Source organism: Pseudomonas sp. WJP1 (assembly GCF_028471945.1).
In the GTDB taxonomy this organism is placed as follows: Bacteria; Pseudomonadota; Gammaproteobacteria; order Pseudomonadales; family Pseudomonadaceae; genus Aquipseudomonas.
Window position 1 is genome coordinate 3957753 of record NZ_CP110128.1, and the last position, 21537, is coordinate 3979289.

General features: G+C 60.1%; 19 protein-coding genes. 11 read left to right on the forward strand and 8 right to left on the reverse strand.

Translation table 11 applies throughout. From position 1 onward, the window contains the following. Positions 1-21 precede the first annotated feature (21 nt). Genes OH720_RS17625 through OH720_RS17635 form a run of 3 tightly spaced genes read left to right on the forward strand, consistent with a single transcriptional unit; the run spans position 22 to position 2810 of the window. Positions 22-702, forward strand: a complete 681-nt coding sequence (locus OH720_RS17625) for a C39 family peptidase (protein WP_180206457.1) — start codon at positions 22-24, stop codon at positions 700-702. A 34-nt stretch (positions 703-736) separates the two neighbouring features. Continuing rightward, positions 737-1483 carry a hypothetical protein gene (locus tag OH720_RS17630; protein ID WP_272602226.1) on the forward strand — a complete coding sequence of 249 codons (747 nt, stop codon included), beginning with the start codon at positions 737-739 and terminating at the stop codon, positions 1481-1483. A 46-nt stretch (positions 1484-1529) separates the two neighbouring features. Further along, positions 1530-2810, forward strand: a complete 1281-nt coding sequence (locus OH720_RS17635) for a hypothetical protein (protein WP_272602227.1) — start codon at positions 1530-1532, stop codon at positions 2808-2810. A gap of 217 nt (positions 2811-3027) precedes the next feature. Here OH720_RS17635 and OH720_RS17640 read toward each other — a convergent pair whose 3' ends face one another. Next, positions 3028-4353: a sigma-54 dependent transcriptional regulator gene (locus OH720_RS17640; protein ID WP_008061367.1), complete on the reverse strand. Its 1326-nt coding sequence runs from the start codon at positions 4351-4353 to the stop codon at positions 3028-3030. A 343-nt stretch (positions 4354-4696) separates the two neighbouring features. Between OH720_RS17640 and OH720_RS17645 the strand changes: the two genes are divergently transcribed. The 3 genes from OH720_RS17645 (at position 4697) to nhaB (ending at position 8117) form a co-directional block, all read left to right on the forward strand. Beyond that, positions 4697-4963, forward strand: coding sequence for a hypothetical protein (locus tag OH720_RS17645; protein ID WP_008061368.1), 267 nt, complete (start codon positions 4697-4699; stop codon positions 4961-4963). A gap of 283 nt (positions 4964-5246) precedes the next feature. Continuing rightward, positions 5247-6536 carry a delta-60 repeat domain-containing protein gene (locus OH720_RS17650; RefSeq protein ID WP_272602228.1) on the forward strand — a complete coding sequence of 430 codons (1290 nt, stop codon included), beginning with the start codon at positions 5247-5249 and terminating at the stop codon, positions 6534-6536. Between the two features lie 78 nt (positions 6537-6614). Continuing rightward, a complete protein-coding gene (gene nhaB / locus OH720_RS17655) occupies positions 6615-8117 on the forward strand; it encodes a sodium/proton antiporter NhaB (RefSeq protein WP_272602229.1) in 1503 nt (500 codons plus the stop codon). Between the two features lie 221 nt (positions 8118-8338). Here the strand turns inward: nhaB and OH720_RS17660 are convergent, their stop codons facing one another. The 3 genes from OH720_RS17660 to gnd are packed head-to-tail and all read right to left on the reverse strand — an operon-like array spanning position 8339 to position 11660. Beyond that, the gene (locus OH720_RS17660) at positions 8339-9163 is read right to left on the reverse strand and encodes an HAD family hydrolase (protein WP_272602230.1); all 825 of its coding nucleotides are present in this window, start codon (positions 9161-9163) and stop codon (positions 8339-8341) included. Further along, positions 9160-10683 (reverse strand): glucose-6-phosphate dehydrogenase, encoded by a 1524-nt coding sequence (gene zwf / locus OH720_RS17665; protein ID WP_272602231.1) that lies wholly within the window; start codon positions 10681-10683, stop codon positions 9160-9162. Before zwf ends, OH720_RS17660 begins: the two co-directional genes overlap by 4 nt. After that, a complete protein-coding gene (gene gnd / locus OH720_RS17670) occupies positions 10680-11660 on the reverse strand; it encodes a phosphogluconate dehydrogenase (NAD(+)-dependent, decarboxylating) (protein ID WP_272602232.1) in 981 nt (326 codons plus the stop codon). The genes zwf and gnd overlap by 4 nt, the downstream gene beginning before the upstream one ends. 272 nt (positions 11661-11932) lie before the next feature. Between gnd and OH720_RS17675 the strand changes: the two genes are divergently transcribed. The 4 genes from OH720_RS17675 (at position 11933) to OH720_RS17695 (ending at position 16852) form a co-directional block, all read left to right on the forward strand. After that, positions 11933-12109: a DUF6026 family protein gene (locus tag OH720_RS17675; RefSeq protein WP_272602233.1), complete on the forward strand. Its 177-nt coding sequence runs from the start codon at positions 11933-11935 to the stop codon at positions 12107-12109. Between the two features lie 201 nt (positions 12110-12310). Beyond that, positions 12311-14056, forward strand: coding sequence for a phosphoethanolamine transferase CptA (locus tag OH720_RS17680; protein ID WP_272602234.1), 1746 nt, complete (start codon positions 12311-12313; stop codon positions 14054-14056). Between the two features lie 234 nt (positions 14057-14290). Then, positions 14291-16531, forward strand: coding sequence for a TonB-dependent siderophore receptor (locus tag OH720_RS17690; RefSeq protein ID WP_272602235.1), 2241 nt, complete (start codon positions 14291-14293; stop codon positions 16529-16531). A 105-nt stretch (positions 16532-16636) separates the two neighbouring features. Continuing rightward, a complete protein-coding gene (locus OH720_RS17695; RefSeq protein ID WP_272602236.1) occupies positions 16637-16852 on the forward strand; it encodes a hypothetical protein in 216 nt (71 codons plus the stop codon). A 79-nt stretch (positions 16853-16931) separates the two neighbouring features. On the opposite strand, the gene OH720_RS17700 is transcribed toward OH720_RS17695, so the two are convergent. From OH720_RS17700 to zapE, 3 genes are all read right to left on the reverse strand, one after another. Next, positions 16932-17423: a GNAT family N-acetyltransferase gene (locus tag OH720_RS17700; protein ID WP_272602237.1), complete on the reverse strand. Its 492-nt coding sequence runs from the start codon at positions 17421-17423 to the stop codon at positions 16932-16934. Positions 17424-17506: 83 nt separating this feature from the next. Further along, positions 17507-18088, reverse strand: coding sequence for a DinB family protein (locus OH720_RS17705; protein ID WP_272602238.1), 582 nt, complete (start codon positions 18086-18088; stop codon positions 17507-17509). Between the two features lie 18 nt (positions 18089-18106). Then, complete coding sequence (zapE, locus tag OH720_RS17710; RefSeq protein ID WP_272602239.1) at positions 18107-19225, reverse strand: cell division protein ZapE; 1119 nt, start codon at positions 19223-19225, stop codon at positions 18107-18109. A 168-nt stretch (positions 19226-19393) separates the two neighbouring features. Here zapE and OH720_RS17715 point away from each other — a divergent pair, with 168 nt between their 5' ends. Beyond that, the gene (locus OH720_RS17715; RefSeq protein ID WP_272602240.1) at positions 19394-20446 is read left to right on the forward strand and encodes an aldo/keto reductase; all 1053 of its coding nucleotides are present in this window, start codon (positions 19394-19396) and stop codon (positions 20444-20446) included. A gap of 129 nt (positions 20447-20575) precedes the next feature. Here OH720_RS17715 and speB read toward each other — a convergent pair whose 3' ends face one another. Beyond that, a complete protein-coding gene (gene speB / locus OH720_RS17720; RefSeq protein WP_272602241.1) occupies positions 20576-21535 on the reverse strand; it encodes an agmatinase in 960 nt (319 codons plus the stop codon). Positions 21536-21537 lie beyond the last annotated feature (2 nt).

The following is a 21537-nucleotide window of genomic DNA, read 5'->3' on the forward strand; positions in this document are numbered from 1 at the left end:
CTAACCAGAAGGCGTCCCACCATGCGTATTATCGCCTTGGCAATCTTGCTTTGCGTGTCCAGTGTGATCGAGGCTGCACAGCTGCCGTTGTCCGTCCTGCCGGGCGGTGCGCTGGTGTACAAGCCGATCCAGAGCGTACGCGAGCGCAAATTTGCCGACCTGGTGCAACAGAAAACCGATTTCAGTTGCGGCGCCGCGGCGCTGGCGACGATCCTGCGCCAGGCCTACTGGCTGGACGTAGACGAAGAACAAATCATCGAAGGCATGCTGTCACACTCCGATCAGGATCTGGTGCGCGTCCAGGGCTTCTCCATGCTCGACATGAAGCGCTACGTGGAAAGTATCGGCATGCGCGCCCGTGGCTACCGGGTATCACCGGAATCCTTGAAGGAGATCAAAATTCCTGTGGTGGTACTCCTGGACATCCGTGGCTACAAACACTTTGTGGTCATGCAAAGAGTCCAGAACGACTGGGTGTATATCGGCGATCCCGTACTGGGGCATAAACGCTACAAAGTCGAAGACTTTGTAAAAGGCTGGAACGGCATCATCTTTGCCGTCATCGGGCAGGGCTATGACAAAGCCAATGCGTTGCTCGACCCGCCCCTGCCACTGACCGCCAAAAACCGCGTCAACGCCTTCAGCCCGGTACAGGACGCGGAGTTGATGGATTTCGGATTCATTCAAAGCGACTTCTTCTAATAACAAAAGGAGCAAGACGCTCCGGGAGTATCCAATGAAGACTCCAATCTGGCTGGCCGTTGTCTGCCTGGCCGCCAGCCTGCCGCTCCATGCAGAAATATTGAAGCCCATTGAACTGAGCGACCAGGAACTGGCAAGCCTGCGCGGTCGCTATGTCATGCCGGGGCGAATCATCAGTTTCGGCATTGCCATGACCAGCACCTGGCAAAACGCCAACGGTGAAGTGATCGGGGCAACTTCCAGGATGCAGATTCAACAATCGACCATCAAGCCACAGTTCTATGTGTCGATGATCGACGAAAAAGGCAATGGCTCGGCGAGTACCCAAAGCCCGGGCACCGGCACCGTCACGGGCGGCGGCGGCCTGAACAGCACCGAAGGCGTCACGCAAGTCGTACGGGCTGCCGGCGACAACAACAGTGCGTACAACTACGTTGATATCAACGTCAGCAAGGCCAACCAGGCGCCAGCAACGCAACAGCAAGGCCAGCCACTGGCCGCAGGCTCGACGTTGGTCGGTTCCAATGGCGCCGGCTCACTGAGCGTGTCCTCGAGCGGCACGGGCGTGCAACTCAACATCGTGGCCAACAACAACCAGGGCAGTACCGTACAACGCCTGGCCCAAGGTGGCTTGATGCAGAACACGACGTTGCTCGGCAGTAGCAACCTGGTCAGAAACCTCACGTCCTTCAATGTCGTGCTGCGTGACAACGTGGCAACAGCCGGCTCGCTGAACGGCAACCTGGACCAGCTCAAAGGTCTTCGCACCCAAGGATTCTGATCTACGCTCAGTCTCATCATCTGTAGTCAGAAGGGACGGCTAACCCATGCACCGATCGTTAACGTTTAGAGTTATCGTCTGTTTGAGTAGCCTGGCACCGGCCCCATTGCTATACGCAGCACCGGACCCCCAGGTCGAAGCACTAAAACAAGAACTCATGGAGTTGAAACAGCGGTACGAAGCACAACAGAACGCGCTGATGGTCCTTGAACAGCGCGTTCGCCAAGTCGAAGAAGCACCGGCGACACCCGCGCCCAAACGCCTGACCAAATCCCCCGCCGAAGCGCCCAGAAGTGGCCAGACGGTGGCTGCCGGCGCGCCCGGAACCACCGGCAGCTCCTACGGGCAGTCGCTCAAGGATGACTCGGAACCGGCGCAAAGTGTTTCCAACCTGTACGACGAAGCCAGCGGGTTCTTTGGCGGTGGCAAGTTCAGCGTCGAAACCGGCCTGACATACACCCACTACGATACCCGTGCGTTGACACTCAATGGTTTCCTGGCACTGGACTCGATTTTCCTCGGCAACATCAACCTCGACCGCATCAAGGCGGATAACTGGACCCTGGACCTGACCGCCCGCTACAACGTAGCCCAACGCTGGCAGTTCGACATTAACGTGCCCGTGGTCTATCGCGAATCGACGTATTCCTCCGGTGGCGCCGGTGGCGCCGCCAACGGGGTTTCAGACGAAACCGTTACCCGCGACCCGGCCATTGGCGACATAAACGTCGGCGTTGCCTACAAGTTCCTCGATGAATCGGCCAACCTGCCCGACGCGGTGGCGACACTGCGCGTCAAGGCGCCGACTGGGGAGGACCCTTACGGCATCAAGCTGGTCGAGGTCCCGGGTAACGATAACCTCGCAGTACCCGAAGACTTGCCTACCGGCAATGGTGTCTGGTCGATCACCCCGGGTATCTCGCTGGTCAAGACCTTCGACCCGGCCGTATTGTTCGGCAGCCTGTCCTACACCTACAACATGGAGGACTCTTTCAGCGACATCAGCCCTACGGTCAACACCAAGGTACCCGGGGACGTGAAGCTGGGCGACTCCTGGCAGATCGGCGCCGGTATTGCGTTCGCCTTGAACGAGAAGATGAGTATGTCGTTCTCGTTCACCGACCAGTTCGCCCGTAAGAGCAAAATCAAGCCGGACGGCGGCGATTGGCAATCGATTTCCAACAGCGATTACAACTCGGCCAACTTCAACATCGGCATGACCCTGGCCGCCAGCGACAACCTGACGATCGTTCCCAACCTGGCCATCGGCCTGACCGACGACTCGCCGGACTTCTCCTTCAGCCTGAAATTCCCGTACTACTTCTGACCCACGACAAAACCCCGTTGCGATTTCAATCGCAACGGGGTTTTTGCGGTTATATCTTCTGTAGGAGCCAGCGGGCGGCGATCCGACTTGCCGGCGAATGACGCGGTGCAACAGGTAAACCGCAGCGTCTGGTTCGCGGGCAAGTCGGATCGCCGCCCGCTCGCTCCTACAGGCGAAGTACGATGGCGCGGTGCGGCAGGTATACCGCAGCGGCTGGTTAGCGGATCTGATGCTTGTGCAACAACCGGTAGAAAGTCGGCCTGGATATCCCCAGCACCTTGGCGGCGATGCTCAGGTTATCGCTGTGGCGGTTAAGCACATCACACAGGGCCTGGCGCTCTGCCCGGTGCTTGTAGTCTTCCAGCGTGCCCATCGGCGCGGCAATGGCGTGATGGCTGATCAGCCCCAGGTCTCTCGCTTCGATCTGCCGGCCTTCGGCCAGCACCAAGCCGCGACGTACCCGGTTGGCCAGTTCGCGCACATTGCCCGGCCAGTCATGCTTGCCCATGGCTATCAGGGCGTCTTCACTGAAGCTACGCGGACGGCGGCCGGTTTCACGGCTATAGAAATGGGAAAAATGGTTGGCCAGCATCGACAAGTCGCCATTGCGCTCACGCAGGGGCGCGGTCGCGACTTGCAACACGTTCAGGCGGTAATACAGATCTTCGCGAAAACTTTTCTTCTCGATCGCCGCCTCGAGATCAACATGGGTTGCCGCCAACACCCGCACATCCACGGGAATCGGCTGACTGCCGCCCACCCTCTCGATGTGTTTTTCCTGGAGGAAGCGCAACAGGCTCGCCTGCAGTTCAAGGGGCAGATCACCGATCTCGTCGAGAAACAGCGTGCCGCCGTTGGCCGCCTCGATCCGCCCGACCTTGCGCTGATGGGCGCCCGTAAAGGCGCCTTTCTCGTGGCCGAACAGTTCGGACTGGATCAGGTGCTCGGGAATGGCCCCGCAATTGATCGCGACAAAGGGTTTGCTATGGCGCAGGGATTGTCGATGCAGCGTGCGGGCCACCAACTCTTTACCGGTGCCGCTTTCACCGCGAATCAACACCGGCGACTCGGTGGGCGCCAGCTTGCTCAGTAATTTGCGCAGTTCGCGTATGGGCTTGCTGTCGCCCAGCAACTCGTGCTCGGGCTGATCGATATGAACCGTGCCCTGCCCGCGCAAGCGCGCCATGCCAAAGGCCCGACCCAGCGTGACCTGGACCCTGGAGACATCGAACGGCAAGGTATGAAAATCGAAAAACCACTCGCAGACGAAGTCCCCGACATTCTGTAGCCGCAGGACATCCTGATTAAGCACGGCGATCCACTCGGTACCGCTGCGGCTGATCACCTCTTTGACCGTATCCGGATGCTCAAGATGAAAGGGCTGTAATCGTAACAAGCCCACGTCACAGCTACGATCGGCGGCGTTGTCCAGCGAGCAGCTGTCAACGTCCCAACCCACGGAACGTAATCCCGGTAACAGACGATGGCAGTCGTCGCAGGGATCCACCACTAATAGACGACGTAACGCAGGCGCTTCGCTCATGTGATTTCCTTGACGCCAAATTTTAGGATTTTTTATTAAAAACAGTCATTTGGCGGACCTGGCTGTAACGTTAGCAAGAATTTGACGGGCGCTTGTACCGTTTGACTATAGGCCTGGTACGTAAAGAGTTATAAGAAACGGGTTTTTCCAACGACCTGACGAATGTTTTCTTTCATTGCGCTTTCAACACCTGCTTGTTTGCGCGCGGATTAGAAGAAAGTTGAAATTTCTTTTGAATGTGTGTGACCTGAACCCCGGTTGCGGGCATCAGTACAAGTAACCAGCCGAACGGTAAGCCCAACCGACGGCAAATGACTTGATTGGGCCTATAGAGAGACGACCTATGAACGCCCCGCTCCGTGTCAACGAAGCTCTGCTGATTGCCGACCGCGCATTCAAACCTTTCAAATGCGTGGCTTGGGCCCCACAGGACGGTAATGGCGAACTGACCCTCACCGTGATCGACCGCACCAACAACAATATTGGACGCAAGCAGATCCCGAGCAGCGCCTATACCGATCCAGCGCAGCTCGAATGCCTGCTGCAACAGGCGCGCGCCGAGTTGAGCGAAGAAGGCTACGCACTGCAATCGTGGTCAATGCCACAATAATCGTAGGGCGGATTACTCTGGAGTAATCCGCGCCCTTCGCTGGCGTTAGTTAGGTGACTTTTAACTCCAGTTGCACTTAAGACGCTTTCTTACTTGAACTTCGGCGCGCCCTTAATTCTTTGCTGGCTTGCGTTTGGTTCGAAAAGACACTGTTGTGGCACACAACGACCCTCCACCTGTTAGTTCTGACAGTTGTGCATTCAACCATTCAGGGATTGAATATTCTCTTAACAGTCGCCACCGCCAAACTTCTGGATAAGGACGACTCGCAAGGAGATGCGTGATGTCAATCCAGTCCGTTCTGGCTTTCCCCGCAACCGTCGATCATGCCGGAAAGCTCGATACCACCTTCGCAGCCAAAGGCACTGCCCAGGTGTATTTCTTCGGCAGCACCTCCAGTCTGGCCAACGACATCGCGATTGATTCACAGGGCCGGATACTGGTGGCGGCAAAGGTCGCAATGCCTGGGGGCAACCGCTTTGGCCTGGCGCGCTTGCTGAAAGACGGTTCGGCGGACCTGGCTTTTGGCAATCAAGGCAGCGTCATCGGGCAATTCGAACCGGGCTTCGAGGCCATGGCGGGCAAGGTGCAGGTGCTGCCCAATGGGCACCTGTTGATTGCCGGCCTGCAATACGAAAGCGATCACCGCACGCTTCCCGCCCTGGCGCTGTTTGACTCGCTGGGTCAACCGGTCCAGCGTTTTGGCGACAATGGCCGCTGTGTCGTGCGCCTGCCAGGCAACTTGTCCCGGGGCATGCGCGATGTCTGGCTACCCCCGGGAGTACCGGGCGCCGAGGCCTGCAGCGTCGACGTGCAGGAAGATGGTCGGATACTGCTGGTGGCCAATCATCATTTCGAACTGGCCGATCATGCCGCCATGCTGATACGCCTGAACGCCGATGGCACGCTGGACAGCACCTTCAATGGCCGCGGCTTTGTGATGGTCAGGCACCTGCTGATGAATACCTGGCTCAGCAGCGTGACGGTGCAACGCGACGGTCGCATCCTGGTGGGTGGATCGATCAACTTTCCAGAAGAAGGCCTGGTGGCGCGTTATCACGCCGATGGCAGCCTGGACAGCAGCTTTGCCGTCGATGGTTTCATGAGTTTCAAGGCCAGCGGACAGGGTGCCCAGGTCAGCCAGATCGTCCAGCGGGACAACGGCGACGTGCAATGCTTTGGCAGCAGCCGCGACCCCATGCGCTGCCTGGCGCTCAAAGTGCACTCTAATGGGCGCCCGGATCATCATTGCAATGACGGCCAGGCGCACTTGCTGGAAGTCGGCCACAGCGGCTGCCAGTGGACCGCCGCCCAGGTGCAACCGGATGGCAGCGTGTTGACCGCCGGCGCCACCATTGGCGGCGTCGAGGCCGACTTTGTATTGGGTCGATACCTGCCTAACGGCGAAGTCGATGGCGATTTTGGCGACGGCAACGGATGGGTGCGCACCCGCCTTGGGCGCAGCCTCGACACGGCCACTTCGATCGCGGTGCAGGATGACCGTAACATCCTCGTCGCCGGCTATTCCCTGGACGGCAGCTATCGGGCGATCGTCGCACGCTACCTGGGTTAGTTCGATGGACTTTTCCTACGCTTGATCTTCTGTTCGGCTTACGGCAAGTTGCGCGCTTCTTAATACAAGGAGTAGCCGATGTCCGGCTCGATGGCCCAGGCGTTCGCGCACAATTTTCTCGGCAACTCACCGCGCTGGTACAAGGCCTGCATTGTCGGTTTCCTGCTGCTCAACGCCGTGACGTTATGGACCGCAGGCCCAGTGGTGGCGGGCTGGTTGCTGGTGCTGGAGTTCATTTTCACCCTGGCCATGGCCCTCAAATGTTATCCGCTGATGCCCGGCGGCTTGCTGTTGGTCGAGGCGCTGTTGCTGAAAATGACCACACCCCAGGCGCTCTATGACGAGTTGCTGCACAACTTCCCGGTGATCCTGCTGCTGATGTTCATGGTCGCGGGTATCTACTTCATGAAAGACCTGCTGCTGTTCCTGTTCTCGCGCCTGCTGCTCGGGGTGCGCAGCAAGGCCCTGCTGGCGCTGATGTTCTGCTTTTTGTCGGCGTTCCTGTCGGCGTTTCTCGATGCCCTGACCGTGACCGCGGTGATCATCAGTGCCGCCGTCGGGTTCTACTCGGTGTACCACCGCGTCGCCTCGGGCAGCGATCCGCGCCAGGACAGCGAATACAGCGATGACCAGCACCTGCCCACCCTGCATCACGCCGACCTCGAGCAGTTCCGCGCTTTTTTGCGCAGCCTGCTGATGCACGGCGCCGTGGGCACGGCGCTGGGTGGTGTGTGTACGCTGGTAGGCGAACCACAGAACCTGCTGATTGGCCATGAAATGGGCTGGCACTTCGGCGAATTTTTCCTGAAGATCGCGCCGGTGTCCTTGCCGGTGCTGGTCGCGGGCCTGGTCACCTGTGTCCTGCTGGAAAAGCTGCGCTGGTTTGGCTACGGCACGCTGCTGCCGGATAACGTGCGCACCGTGCTGGCCAACTATGCCGCCCAGGACAATGCCGAGCGCACTTCACGCCAGCGTGCAGCGTTGCTTGTGCAAGGTGTGGCGGCCCTGATCCTGATTGCCGGGCTGGCCTTTCACGTGGCCGAAGTGGGCCTGATCGGGCTGATGGTGATTGTGCTGATCACCGCGTTCACCGGCATCACCGATGAGCACCGCCTGGGCAACGCGTTCAAGGACGCCATGCCCTTCACAGCGTTGCTGGTGGTGTTTTTCGCCGTGGTGGCGGTGATCCACGATCAACAGCTGTTCACGCCATTGATCCATTGGGTGCTGGCCCTGCCCGCCGAGCAACAACCGGGCATGCTGTACATCGCCAACGGCCTGCTCTCGGCCATCAGCGACAACGTGTTCGTGGCGACCATCTACATCACCGAAGTGAAACAGGCCTTCCTGTCCGGGCACATGAGCCGCGAGCATTTCGAGACGCTGGCGATTGCGATCAACACCGGCACCAACCTGCCCAGCGTGGCGACGCCCAATGGCCAGGCGGCGTTCCTGTTCCTGCTGACCTCGGCGATTGCACCGCTGGTTCGCCTGTCGTACGGGCGGATGGTGTGGATGGCGTTGCCGTATACGGTGGTGATGGGCGTTCTTGGTTGGTACGCCGTGAGTTTCTGGCTTTGAGGTGGCAGGCCTGACGCCTTCGCCGGCAAACCGGATCGCCCGTAGGAGCGAGGCTTGCCCGCGAAGAACGATAACGCGGTGCAACAGATGCACTGCGGCGCATGGTTCGCCGGCAAGCCTGGCTCCTACACGTGAAAAACGATAACGCGGTGCAACAGATGCACCGCGGCGCGCGGTTCGCCGGCAAGCCTGGCTCCTACAGCGAAGAACGATAACGCGGTTTAACGAGCGTTCAGGATATAGTGCTCGATGGCCTCGGCCGCGCCGTCCTCGGTGTTGGCTCCGGTCACCACATCGGCCTGGCGTTTGACTTCGTCCTGCGCCTGCCCCATGGCAATCGCCAACCCCGCCACCTGAAACATCGCCGGGTCATTGCCGCCATCCCCCATTGCAGCCGTCTGCGCCAACGGAATTCCGAGGAATTCGGCCAGCGTCTTCAACGCCTCGCCCTTGTTGGCCTGCATCGCAGTCACGTCCAGATAAACCGGCTGCGAGCGAGAGACCTGGGCCTGACCTTCAACTTTCGCCAGCAACCGGGCCTCCAGCTCAACCAACAACTCTGCGTTGCTGCTGGCGGCGACGATCTTGTCGATGCGGGCGAGGTACGGTTCGAAGCTTTCGACCACCACTGGCGGGTATCCCAGCCCGTGCTGTTCGCGCGACACCATGGGGCCGGTCGAGTCTTTCAGCAGCCAGTCGCCGCCGCTGAACACCCAGACTTCGATCTGCGGTTGATCGGCAAACAGCGCCAGCGTCGTCAACGCCGCCGCGGCCGGCAAGTAATGCGCGACGAGCAAACTGCCATCAGGATGAACAAGGGTGCCGCCATTGAAGGCTGCCGTGGGCAGGTCGACACCCAAGGCCTCGATCGTCTGCAACATGGCCCTGGGCGGCCGGCCAGTGGCCAGGCTGAACAACACGCCGGCCTCACGCAACGAACGGACCGCGTCGATGGTGCACTGGCTCAGGCTGTGATCAGGCAGCAGCAACGTACCGTCCATGTCGCTGAGCAAAAACCGGATGGGCTGTGGCTTGGCTTCACTCATCCGAGGCCGTGCCAGACGCGACCATCGCGAGCCAGCAGTTCTTCGGCGGCTTTAGGTCCGTTTTCGCCCGCGGCATAAGTCTGCACGCTGGCATCCTGCTGCCAGGCGTCCAGGAAAGGCTGCACCGCACGCCAGCCGTTCTCGATGTTGTCGGCACGCTGGAACAGGGTCTGATCGCCGGTCAGGCAATCGTAGATCAAGGTTTCGTAGCCGGTGGACGGCTGCATCTCGAAGAAATCCTTATAGGCAAACCCCAGTTCGATGTTGTCCATCTTCAGGGTCTGGCCGGGCCGCTTGGCCAGCAAGTCGAACCACATGCCTTCGTTGGGTTGAATCTGGATACGCAGGTAGGTGGGCGCCAGCTCATCGACTTCGGTATCGCGGAACTGCGCATATGGCGCAGGTTTGAAGCAGATGACGATCTCGGTGTCGCGCACGCTCATGCGCTTGCCGGTACGCAGGTAAAACGGCACGCCGACCCAGCGCCAGTTGTCGATCATGACTTTCAGGGCGACATAGGTTTCGGTGTTGCTGTCGGGGGCCACCTTGTCTTCCTGGCGGTAACCGCGCAGTGGCTGGCCATCGATTTCGCCCGCAGCGTATTGGCCGCGCACCGAATTGGCCCGTGCCTCTTCCACCGACCAGGGACGAATCGCGCCGACCACCTTGGCTTTCTCACCGCGAACCGCATCGGCGCCAAACGCGGCCGGTGGCTCCATGGCCACCATCGCCAGCAACTGGAACAGGTGATTGGGCACCATGTCCCGCAGGGCGCCGGTGTTTTCGTAGAAACTGCCACGGGTTTCGACGCCGACAGTTTCGGCGGCGGTAATTTGTACGTGGTCGATGTAATGGTTGTTCCAGAAGGCTTCGAACAGGCTGTTGGAGAACCGGCTGACCAGGATGTTCTGCACGGTCTCCTTGCCCAGATAATGATCGATCCGGTAGATCTGCTTTTCCGTCATGACCTTGAGCAGGCAGGCGTTCAAGGCCTCGGCGGTTGGCAGGTCGGAGCCGAAGGGCTTTTCGATCACCACCCTCCTGAAGGCTTCCGGGTTTTCCTCGAGCAAACCGGATGCGCCGAGTCGGCGCACCACTTCACTGAAAAAACGTGGCGCGGTGGCCAGGTAGAACACCGCGTTGTCAGTGCCGCTGTCGGCGATTTTTGCCGCCAGCGCTTGATAAGTGCTGTCGTCCAGGAAGTCGCCCTGGACGTAGCTGATGCCTTTGGCGAGTTTGGCCCACACAGCCGGATCAAGGGACTGATCGCCCTTTCCGACTTTGCCGGCCACCTCGCTGCGAATAAAGTCTTCGAGCTTCCTGGCGAAGCCTTCATCGCTGATGGCGTTGTGGTCAACGCCGACGATCCGCAGGCCATCCCCAAGTAAACCGTCGCGCTTGAGGTTGTACAGCGCCGGCATCAGCAGGCGCTTGACCAGATCACCGTGGGCGCCGAACAGGAACAGCGTGGTAGGTGGCGCGGGTTCAGTCTTGGATTTCCTGCGGATCCCGTGGGTCATTTTTTCGCAGTCTCCACATGGCCACCGAAGCCGAAGCGCTGGGCCGAGAGGATCTTGTCACCAAAGGTGCCTTGCCCACGGGAACGGTAGCGCGAGAACAGAGCGGTCGTCAGCACGGTGGCCGGTACGGCTTGCTCCATGGCTGCTTCGACGGTCCAGCGACCCTCGCCGCTGTCTGCCACGGAACCGGAGTAACCGTCGAGTTTCGGATCGCTGGCCAGGGCGTCGGCAGTCAAGTCCAGCAACCAGGACGACACCACGCTGCCACGCCGCCAGACTTCGGCGATGTCGGCGACGTTCAGGTCGAAACGCTGGTCTTCCGGCAGCAGGGTGCTGGATTTGGTCTTGAGGATGTCGAAACCTTCGGCGAAGGCCTGCATCATGCCGTATTCGATGCCGTTGTGGATCATCTTGACGAAATGCCCGGCGCCGGCGGGACCTGCGTGGATGTAACCGCGCTCGGCACGGTCGTCATCGGATTTGCGGTCCTTGGTGCGCGGGATATCGCCCATGCCCGGAGCGAGGCTTTCGAACAGCGGATCAAGGCGCTTCACGGTTTCGGTATCACCGCCGATCATCATGCAATAACCGCGCTCCAGGCCCCAGACGCCGCCGGAGGTGCCGACGTCGATGTAGTGCAGGCCTTTTTCCGAGAGGGTCTTGGCGCGGCGGATGTCGTCCTTATAGAAAGTGTTGCCGCCGTCGATAATGGTATCGCCGGCTTCGAGCAAGGTGCTCAGGGTGTCGATGGTGTCTTCGGTCGGTGCGCCTGCCGGCAGCATGACCCACACCGCTCGTGGTTTGGCCAGGCCAGCAACCAGCGCTGGCAGATCGGCGACGCCGGTGGCGCCCTCTCCGCTCAAGGTTTCGACGAAGGCGGTATTGCGGTCGTACACAACGGTGGAATGTCCGTTGAGCATCAGGCGCCGCGCAATATTGCCGCCCATGCGGCCCAGTCCAATAATCCCGAGTTGCATGTGCTGATGCTCCCTACTACAAATAAATGTGTGTCAAAGGTTATAGCCCAACGCGACTCATGAGGTTAGTCCAGAGCGTTGGCGTGAAGTTTCCGGGCATTGTGCCCGATCCTGATGGATAACGTCGGGAATCGTGCCGAAGACACAACGACCATGAAAAATAAAAAAGTTCCCTTCGGGGGCAAAAGAAATCAAAATTGGCGCCGATAGTAGTTCAGCCACCGATTTCGGCGGCCAACTACAGTTGAGACACGCCATTTGCGAGGTGAGCAATGGGCACAGTACACACCGCACTGCCAGCACAAACCCTTTTCGTCACTATCCGTCGCGATGAATTGCGTCAGTTGAAAGACGAGCGCGACCAGTTGAAACAGGAGCTGGCGCAACTGCGCTTGCTGATCCAGGGCCAACAGCCCTTGCCATTGCCCCAGCGGGCACCTCACGCCTGATCTTCCCGCCGAAACCGGAAGCAGCCTTGCACTGCTTCCGACACGCCATATCCCCCCTTTACTCCCGGCAACTCACGAAGTTTTCACATTCGCTTGTTGATACTCCGGCGCATTGTGCGCCGCCTGGCTGCGTGCGGCTGTCGTTTTTTTTCGGCGACTGCGTGGCCAAGCGGTGCGACTGACTACTGGCTGGAGCGTTGAATGACTTGGTTTAAACGCAGCGATTCGTCTGCGAAAGGTTTCGATTGGGCAGGATTTCTCTGGTTGTTCCTGTTCTTCTGGTATTTTTCCGGCATCACCCAACTGTTGATCCAGCTGACCGGCACCTCCGGTTTCACCGGCTTTCGCCAGGCGTTCGTGATGAGTGCCATCTGGCTGGCGCCGATGCTGCTGTTCCCCCGGCAAACCCGAGTGATGGCCGCGGTCATCGGCGTGGTGCTGTGGGCGTGCTCGATGGCCAGCCTCGGTTACTTCTTCATCTACCAGCAGGAATTCTCCCAAAGCGTCATCTTCATCATGTTCGAGTCGAACGTGTCCGAAGCCGGCGAGTATATGACCCAGTATTTTGCCTGGTGGATGGTCCCGGCCTTCCTCGCCCACACCGCAGTCGGTTACTTCCTGTGGACACGCCTGCGCCCGGTGTACCTGCCTCGCGCCAAGGCCCTGGTGGTGGCCACCGCCATAGTGGTCGGGGTGATCGGCTATCCGCTGGTCAAGCACACCTTGCGTACCGGCAGCTTCGCCGAAGGCTTCGAGAAATTCGAAACCCGCATCGAGCCAGCGGTGCCATGGCAGATGGCCGTGGCTTATCACCGCTACCTCGATACCCTGGCTAATATGCAGCAGATGCTGCACAGCGCGAGCAAGGTTGCGCCACTGCACAACTTCAAGGACTCGACGGCCAACCAGCCAGCGACCCTGGTGCTGGTGATTGGCGAATCCACCAACCGTCAGCGCATGAGCCTGTACGGCTACCCTCGGCAAACCACCCCGGAACTGGACAAGCTCAAGGACCAGCTGGCGGTCTTCGATAACGTCATCACGCCGCGCCCGTACACCATCGAGGCGTTGCAACAGGTGCTGACCTTCGCCGACGAAGAAAACCCTGAGCTGTACCTGTCCACGCCGTCCCTGGTCGCCATGATGAAACAGGCCGGCTACAAGACGTTCTGGATCACCAACCAGCAGACCATGACCAAGCGCAATACCATGCTCACGACCTTTTCCGAGCAGGCCGACGAGCAGGTGTACCTCAACAACAACCGCAACCAGAATGCCGCCCAGTACGATGGCGACGTGATCGAGCCGTTCAACAAGGCCCTGACCGACGCGGCACCGCGCAAGCTGATCGTGGTGCATCTGCTCGGCACGCACATGAGCTACCAGTACCGCTACCCTGCGACCTTCGACAAGTTCAAGGACCGCAATGGCGTTCCGGCGGGCGTACGTGACGATCAACTGCCAACCTATAACAGCTATGACAACGCCGTGTTGTACAACGACTTCGTGGTGTCGAGCCTGATCAAGGACTTCGCCAAGTCGGACCCGAACGGCTTCCTGTTCTACCTCTCCGACCACGGTGAAGACGTGTTCGACTCCCCAGGCCATGGCACGCTGGGGCGCAACGAGAACAAGCCGACGGCGCCGATGTACACCATCCCGTTCATGGCCTGGGCCTCACCAAAATGGAAAGAAAGCCACGACTGGAACTTTGGCGCTGACCTGGAGCGTCCCTACAGCAGCTCGCACCTGATCCATACCTGGGCAGACCTGGCGGGCCTGAGCTTCGATGAACTCGATCGCACCAAGAGCGTAGTCAGCGACAGCTTCAAGGCACGGCCATTGCTGATCGGCAACCCTTACGAGCGGCAACAGCGACCCTTGATCGATTTCAGCTTGATCAAGCCCAAAGCTGCGCCAGTCTTGCCGGAAGTCGTGCAAAAGTAGTCCCTTCAACACCATTCAAACCTGTGGGAGCGGGCTTGCTCGCGAAAGCGGTGGACCAGTCGAAATCATCGTTGACTGACACTCCGCTTTCGCGAGCAAGCCCGCTCCCACAGTCGTTTTGTGTTGCAGGAAAACGCCCAAAATAATAATTATTCTCGTTTACCCCTAAATCCCTCCCCCCTCCTTCGTCTTTGCATAAACGGATTTTCCCTCGACGACAAGGAGTCGGCCGCGATGTTCGCGCCTATCACCCGTTCCATGACTTTTACCCTTGGCCTGTGCGGTGCCGCACTGAGCCCGGATCTGCTGGCTGAAACCGAAACCGAGAGCGCCCCACTGGCGCCAACCCTCATGCTCGGCGCCACCAACGTCACCGCCCAGGACCTGGGCAGCACCACCGAAAACACCGAGTCGTATACCACCGGTGCGATGAGCACCGCCACCCGCCTGAACCTGTCCATCAAGGACACACCGCAATCGGTTTCCGTGGTCACGCGCCAGCAAATGGACGATTTCAAACTCGGCAGCCTGTCCGAAGCCATGAGCCAGACCACAGGCGTGGTGGTCCAGCACAACGACTCGGACCGGGTCAGCTATTCCTCGCGCGGCTACACCATCAACAATTTCCAGATCGATGGCATGTTGAATACCTTCAGCTACATGAAGTCCGATTCCGACACCATCATCTACGACCACATCGAAGTGGTACGCGGTGCAACGGGCCTGACCACCGGCGCGGGCGATCCTTCGGCCACCATCAACATGGTGCGCAAACGCCCCACGTCGCAGTGGGAAGCCAAGACCGGTGTCAGCGGCGGCAGTTACGACGATTACTACAGCTACCTGGACGTCGGCGGTCCGCTGGCGTTCGACGGACGCCTGCGCGGTCGTGGGGTGGTGGCCTACCGCGACAGCGATTCGTACCGGGACAAATACCAGCAGCAACGGGAAGTCGGCTACGGCGTGCTCGAGGCCGACCTGACCGACGACACCCTGCTGGCGGTGGGTTACGACTATCAGAACAAGCACGTGCAAGGTACGTCCTGGGGCACGGTGCCGTACTGGAACGCCGACGGCAGCAAGGCCAATCTTGGGCGCTCGACCAACATGGCCACGCCCTGGAGTTCCTGGCCGCTCAAGGACAAGACCGCGTTCGCCAACCTCGACCACCAGCTCGGCGGCGGGTGGCAGCTCAAGGCCGCCTACACCCACCGCGAAAGCGACACCGACGGCAAGATCTACTACGCCGGCGGCGGCTTCCCCGAGGCGGACCGCAGCGGCATGGTCGCCAACGTCAGCCACATGATCGGCACGCAAAAAATGAAAGCCTATGATTTCAACGTGTCCGGTCCCTACACGTTGCTGGGCCGCGATCACGAAATGATGGTGGGTTATGGCGAAGCCGAGCGCCGTGAGGATTCGCCTTACACGGTGGATGGCCCTCGAGCTGCAGATTATGAAAATGTCCCTGACTGGAAATACATGGGCAACATCGGCAAGTTTCCCGACACCGTTACCAGCCTGACAGGCTCGAAAGACTATACCCGGCAGAAAGCCGGCTACCTGGCCTCGCGCCTGAACCTCACCAACGAACTGCACGCCGTTCTCGGCAGCCGCTACGGCAGCTGGAAAACCTCGACCACCACCAACAGCTACGACGACAACCTGCAACTGAACGGCATTGATCACAGCAGCCAGCAACAAAACGACATGTGGACGCCCTATGCCGGCCTGCTTTACGACTTGACCCCGGAGTACACCGTTTACGTCAGCTACACCGATATCTTCAAACCGCAGACGGTGCGAGACAGCAGTCGCAAATACCTTGAACCTGTGGTCGGCAGCAACTATGAACTGGGTCTCAAGGGCAGCCTGCTGGAAGAACGATTGAACCTGGCCACCGCATTATTCTGGAGCAAGCAGGACAACGTCGCGGAACTGGACGACTCGGTGCCGCCGGACCCGGTGACCGGCGAGGAGTTCTATAAATCCAGCGGTAAAGGCAACAAGGTGCAAGGCTTCGAAGCCGAGCTGTCAGGCGAAGTCATGGAGGGCTGGAACATGACCGCCGGTTACACCTACACCCATTCGGTCGACGGTGAAAAACAGCGCATCAACACGGTCCAGCCGTTGAACATGTTGCGGTTCTCCACGGCCTATCACTTGCCCGGCGAGTGGCAGGCGCTGACCGTCGGTGCTGCGCTTAATTGGCAGAGCGACATCTATCGCGGCGCCAATCGCCCGGTCGGTCGCCGCGCCGATAACAGCATCATCACCGAACGCACGAACATCCAGCAGGAGGCCTACACCGTGGTCAACCTGATGTCGCGCTACGAATTCGACCGGCACCTGTCCGCCTCGTTGAACGTCAACAACCTGTTCGACAAGAAGTACTACGATAACGTCGGTTTCTACAACGGCGTGTATTGGGGAGACCCGCGCACGGTGACCCTGAGCCTGGACTGGAAGCTCTAGGCGATGTTAATTCCCATTTAACGGAATCGGCGGATAATGAGCGTTCGACTTTGATTCATTGACTCATGGACGAAAGGCATCCGACATCTGTAAGTGGGAGGCACCATGAAAAGATCCACGTTGATCCTCGCAGTCCTGATGACGCTGGGCTCTGCCAGCGCCTTTGCCGAAGGCGGCGCCGAACGCATGCGCTACTACTACGAAACCCTGCACTACAACCAGCAAGTGGCGCTGGGCAACATCACGCCAGAGCAGGCGAAAGAGCTGCGGGTGCCGGACGATCAAACCGCGCAAATGACCGAGTCCTATCGGCCGAAATGATTGCTACACCTCTGACCGTTTGCTCTTCGGTCAGAGACTTCTGTTGGGCGTCCTGATGGACGCCCTTTTTTTGCCCGGATTAAAGGGGTTTGATCCAGAACATCATGCGCCCGTGTGCCGGGTCGAACTCGCCCGGGGCAAAGCCGAACTTGCTGTAGGACGCCTGCGCCGGCGCATTGCCTTCCAGCACCTCCAGGGTGATCTTGCAGCAGCCGCGCTGACGGGCGATGTCCTCGACCTTGTGCAGCATCCGCTGGCTCAGGCCCAGGCCGCGAAACTTCGGCACCACCGCCACGTCGTGCACGTTGACCAAGGGCCGGCAGGCAAAGGTCGAAAAACCTTCAAAGCAATTGATCAAACCGGCCGGCTCGCCGCCGACAAAGGCCAGCACGCTGAACGCATGGGGGCGCTTGGCCAACTCGCTCGGCAGGTGTTCCAGCACCGTGGCAGGCAGGGAATGACCACCCCCCATTGGATCTTCGGCGTAACTGTTCAATACCAGGCCGATCGCCTCGGCATGCACCGGATTGGTGTAGCTGGCTTGAAGCACAAGAATTTCTGCGGAATCCATTTCCATCCCCGATCACATGAAGTAGTCCCGATACGTAGGCATCGGACTACGACCCTATCCTGAGCGTCATGCGTATTGCAATCCTAATGCCCCCAGATCAACGCTTCAGTCCATCCCAGCTCGGCAAAATCCTCAGCCCGCAGGTGCGACTCGCCGGCACAGAAAAACTCGTCCAGCTGCGGCGGCTTGACCGAAGTGCCGCTGAGCATGGCGTGGACCTGCCCGCGATGATGAATCTGATGCTCGAAAAGATGCGACAGCAGGCGCAAGCGGCTGTCGTATTGCGGAGTGTCCCGAGCGATGGTCACGATCTTGCCCAGGTCGGCGTCGCGCATTTGCTCGCAGTAGGCAATCAGGCGGCGGTCGACCTGCGCCTGTTCGCGCCTGAGGTCGACGGCCAGGGTAAACGGCTCGTCGTCCTTGAAGAACACGAAGCAATCAGGATGGGGGTCGTCACCGCGCAACTCGCGCTCAAGGGCATCCACGTAGAACCAGTCACAGGTCAGGATGTGGTTGAGGGTCGCGCCAAGGCTGGGAAAGAAGCTGACCCGCGGTGCCGCCAACTGCTCCTGGCTCAACTGGCACCAGGCCTTGGCCAGCCGGTGATTGGCCCAGGCATTCTGATAGGCCATGGTCAACAAATGGTGTGACAGGGGTTGATTCATGTTCACGCCTCCTGGATGTCAGGCCTCGGCAAAACGTTGCAGCTGCATTTCCTGAAGGCGGCTGAGGGTTCGGCGAAACGGAAATTCCAGGTAACCCTCAGTGTAAAGCGAGTCCATGGGCACCTGCGCTTCGAGGTACAGCGGTACCTTGCGGTCGTAACACTCGTCCACCAGTGCGATGAAACGCCGTACACCGTCGTCGTGCACCGACAACTGCGGCAGTTCGCGGTCGCCTGCAACCACCCGCTCGACGCCGTCCTCGGTGCCCCGGGCAATGCGCCCTGCCCGCTTTTGCGCGCTGAGGTTGGGCACGTCACCTAGAAGAATAGCGCTGAAGGTGTCGCACAGGGCCATGAAATCCATCGCGGCAAAGGGCTGTTCGCAGAGGTCGGCATAACGGCACCAGAGCACGCTCTGGCTGGCCTGCACCACCTCGAGCGAACGATAGCCGACCTTGATCGGCGCACTGGAAACCGCTTGGCCAAGGGTCAGCACCTTGAACACATCAGCCAGTGCACTGGGCTGTCCCGGCGCTGCCACCCAGTAACGTTGCAAGCCCTGCCCCGGATGCAGGCGATGGTCTTCGCCGCCGTCCACCGCAATCACCTGCATGTGCTGTTTGATCGCGGCGATGGCCGGCATGAAGCGGTCGCGGTTGAAACCGTCGGCGTACAGTTGGTCCGGTGGCAGGTTGGAGGTGCAGACCACCACCACGCCCTGCTCGAACATCACCTGGAACAAGCGGCCGAGGATGATCGCGTCCCCGATGTCATTGACGAACAACTCGTCAAAGCACAGCACCCGCACTTCTTCGCTCAGTTCGCGGGCCAGGGCCTGCAACGGGTCGGCGGTACCGGTCAGCTGGAATGAACGCTGGTGCACCCACCCCATGAAATGATGAAAGTGCTGACGCCGGGCCGGTACCCGCAGGTGTTGATAGAACTGGTCCATCAACCAGGTCTTGCCACGTCCGACCGGGCCCCAGAGGTACACGCCCATGATCGGCTTGCGGCCTTCATGCAGCGCTTCATGGCACTTTTGCAGGGCCCAGACAGCATGTTCCTGGGCTTCGTCCTGGACGAAACCCTTCTGTTCGATCGCGTGCTGCCAGGCACTGAGGGGAGAGTCGACATTCATGCGCGGCAGTATGCCATCCGTCGACAGCGTCTTCTGTGAAATTTCACGCCGTTTGTGCACTTGTCGGGCAAGGAAAAAACGCCTTGACGGCAAATATTATTGGCATCATATTTAATAGATTACGCACAACATTTAAATTCATTCGATCGGTTCCACAGGAGTCTCCCCATGCATTACAAAGTTTTCGGCCGTAAAACCGGCTTGCGGGTTTCCGAACTGGCGTTGGGTGCCGGCAACTTTGGCACCGGCTGGGGTCATGGTGCCGAGCGCGATGAAGCCAAGCGGATCTTTGACGGGTACCTCGCCGCGGGCGGTAACTTCATCGACACCGCCAACGGCTACCAGGCGGGCCAGTCGGAAGCCATGCTCAGCGAATTCATCGCCGCCGAACGCGATCATCTGGTCATCGCCAGCAAATACACGCTGGGTACGACGCCGGACGCCGGCATTTCCCACACCGGCAACAACCGCAAGAACATGGTTCGCGCCGTGGAAGAGAGCTTGAAGCGGCTGAAAACCGATCACCTGGATCTGTTCTGGGCCCACATGAGCGACGGCGTGACGCCGATGGAAGAGATCCTGCGCGGCTTCGACGACCTGGTCCGCGCCGGCAAGATCCATTACGCCGGGCTGTCGAACTTTCCGGCGTGGCGCATCGCCCGCGCCGACCTGCTGGCCGAAGTGCGCGGGTTTGCGCCGATCGCGGCGATCCAGGTCGAGTACAGCCTGGCCGAACGCAGCGCCGAACGCGAACAACTGCCCATGGCTGAAGCCCTGGGCCTGGCCGCAACCCTGTGGTCGCCGCTGGGTGGAGGCTTCCTCACTGGCAAATACCGCAGCGCCGATGGCGACAACCGCGCCAGCAAACTGGGAATGTTGGTTCACGCCGAGAAAAGCGCCCGTGAAACCGCCCTGCTCGACACCCTGCTGGCCGTCGCCGAAGAGCTGGGCGCGAGCCCGACCCACGTGGCCATTGCCTGGCTGCGCGCACAAGCCAGGCGCTCGACCACCACGCTGATTCCGATCCTCGGCTCGCGCACCCGTGAACAACTGGATGCGACTCTGGGGGCGTTGAACGTGGAACTGGATGCCGGGCAGTTGGCGCGGCTCGAGGGTGTCAGCGATGTGCCCAAGGGCGTGCCCCATGAATCCATTAGCGGGTCGTTCGCGCGGTTCAGTGGTGGTGTGACTCTGGATCTACCAAAAATCCCGGTGGCCTGATACACGCCCTTTGTAGGAGCGAGCGGGCGGCGTTCCGACTTGCCCGCGAAGGGATCGCCTCGGTCCGGCAGTTACACCGAGGTGTCCGGTTCGCGGGCAAGCCTCGCTCCTACAGTCTATGTGCGTGTGTTACTGGTCGACCTTATGTTTCGCCGCATAAAGGCACAGCATCTCCATCGCCAGCGTCGCCGCCGCCAATGAGGTGATGTCGGCGTTGTCGTAGGCCGGCGCCACTTCCACCACGTCCATGCCCACCAGGTTGATCCCGCGCAAGCCGCCGAGGATTTCCAGAGCCTGCACCGTGCTCAAGCCACCACACACCGGGGTGCCGGTGCCCGGTGCGAACGCCGGGTCGAGGCAGTCGATGTCGAACGTCAGGTACACCGGGTGGTCACCGACCCTTGCCCGAATCGCTTCGACGATCGCATCGACGCCACGTCGATGCACCTGTCGCGCATCCAGCACCTGGAAGCCCTGGTGATCGTCGTTGGTGGTGCGCAAGCCGATCTGCACCGAGCGCGACGGATCGACCAGCCCCTCTTGGGCCGCATGCCAGAACATGGTGCCGTGGTCGATGCGCTTGCCCTCTTCGTCCGGCCAGGTGTCGCTGTGGGCGTCGAAGTGAATCAGTGACAGCGCACCATGCTTGCGCGCATGGGCCTTGAGCAGAGGATAGGTGATGAAGTGATCGCCGCCGAAGGTCAGCATCGCGCTGCCCGCACCAAGAATGTGCTCGGCGTGGGCTTCGATACATTCGGGTGTTGACTGCGGCGAACCGTAATCAAAGTCGCAATCGCCGAAGTCGACCACTGCCAGGTGATCGAAAGGGTCGAAGGTCCACGGCCAGTGGCGCTCCCAGGCAATCCCGGTGGACGCCGCGCGAATCCCCCGTGGCCCGAAGCGGGCGCCGGGGCGGTTGCTGGTCGCGGTGTCGAACGGCACGCCGCTGACCGCTACGTCGACCCCGCGCAAGTCGCGGCTGTAGCGTCGACGCATGAAACTGGTGATGCCGGCGTAGGTGCTTTCGGCGGCGGTTCCATAAAGGCTGTCACGGGTGATGGCCTGATCGTTCTGCACTGGGACGTCCATTG

What these genes read in the sequence shown, in the direction of transcription:
- nhaB (WP_272602229.1), top strand. Translation starts at nt 6,615, where the DNA reads ATGTCCGGCTCGATGGCCCAGGCGTTCGCGCACAATTTTCTCGGCAAC.
- OH720_RS17625 (WP_180206457.1), top strand. Translation starts at nt 22, where the DNA reads ATGCGTATTATCGCCTTGGCAATCTTGCTTTGCGTGTCCAGTGTGATC.
- OH720_RS17690 (WP_272602235.1), top strand. Translation starts at nt 14,291, where the DNA reads ATGTTCGCGCCTATCACCCGTTCCATGACTTTTACCCTTGGCCTGTGC.
- speB (WP_272602241.1), bottom strand. Translation starts at nt 21,535, where the DNA reads ATGGACGTCCCAGTGCAGAACGATCAGGCCATCACCCGTGACAGCCTT.
- OH720_RS17695 (WP_272602236.1), top strand. Translation starts at nt 16,637, where the DNA reads ATGAAAAGATCCACGTTGATCCTCGCAGTCCTGATGACGCTGGGCTCT.
- OH720_RS17675 (WP_272602233.1), top strand. Translation starts at nt 11,933, where the DNA reads ATGGGCACAGTACACACCGCACTGCCAGCACAAACCCTTTTCGTCACT.
- OH720_RS17630 (WP_272602226.1), top strand. Translation starts at nt 737, where the DNA reads ATGAAGACTCCAATCTGGCTGGCCGTTGTCTGCCTGGCCGCCAGCCTG.
- OH720_RS17635 (WP_272602227.1), top strand. Translation starts at nt 1,530, where the DNA reads ATGCACCGATCGTTAACGTTTAGAGTTATCGTCTGTTTGAGTAGCCTG.
- gnd (WP_272602232.1), bottom strand. Translation starts at nt 11,660, where the DNA reads ATGCAACTCGGGATTATTGGACTGGGCCGCATGGGCGGCAATATTGCG.
- OH720_RS17640 (WP_008061367.1), bottom strand. Translation starts at nt 4,353, where the DNA reads ATGAGCGAAGCGCCTGCGTTACGTCGTCTATTAGTGGTGGATCCCTGC.
- OH720_RS17705 (WP_272602238.1), bottom strand. Translation starts at nt 18,088, where the DNA reads ATGAATCAACCCCTGTCACACCATTTGTTGACCATGGCCTATCAGAAT.
- OH720_RS17700 (WP_272602237.1), bottom strand. Translation starts at nt 17,423, where the DNA reads ATGGATTCCGCAGAAATTCTTGTGCTTCAAGCCAGCTACACCAATCCG.
- zwf (WP_272602231.1), bottom strand. Translation starts at nt 10,683, where the DNA reads ATGACCCACGGGATCCGCAGGAAATCCAAGACTGAACCCGCGCCACCT.
- OH720_RS17680 (WP_272602234.1), top strand. Translation starts at nt 12,311, where the DNA reads ATGACTTGGTTTAAACGCAGCGATTCGTCTGCGAAAGGTTTCGATTGG.
- OH720_RS17650 (WP_272602228.1), top strand. Translation starts at nt 5,247, where the DNA reads ATGTCAATCCAGTCCGTTCTGGCTTTCCCCGCAACCGTCGATCATGCC.
- OH720_RS17715 (WP_272602240.1), top strand. Translation starts at nt 19,394, where the DNA reads ATGCATTACAAAGTTTTCGGCCGTAAAACCGGCTTGCGGGTTTCCGAA.
- zapE (WP_272602239.1), bottom strand. Translation starts at nt 19,225, where the DNA reads ATGAATGTCGACTCTCCCCTCAGTGCCTGGCAGCACGCGATCGAACAG.
- OH720_RS17660 (WP_272602230.1), bottom strand. Translation starts at nt 9,163, where the DNA reads ATGAGTGAAGCCAAGCCACAGCCCATCCGGTTTTTGCTCAGCGACATG.
- OH720_RS17645 (WP_008061368.1), top strand. Translation starts at nt 4,697, where the DNA reads ATGAACGCCCCGCTCCGTGTCAACGAAGCTCTGCTGATTGCCGACCGC.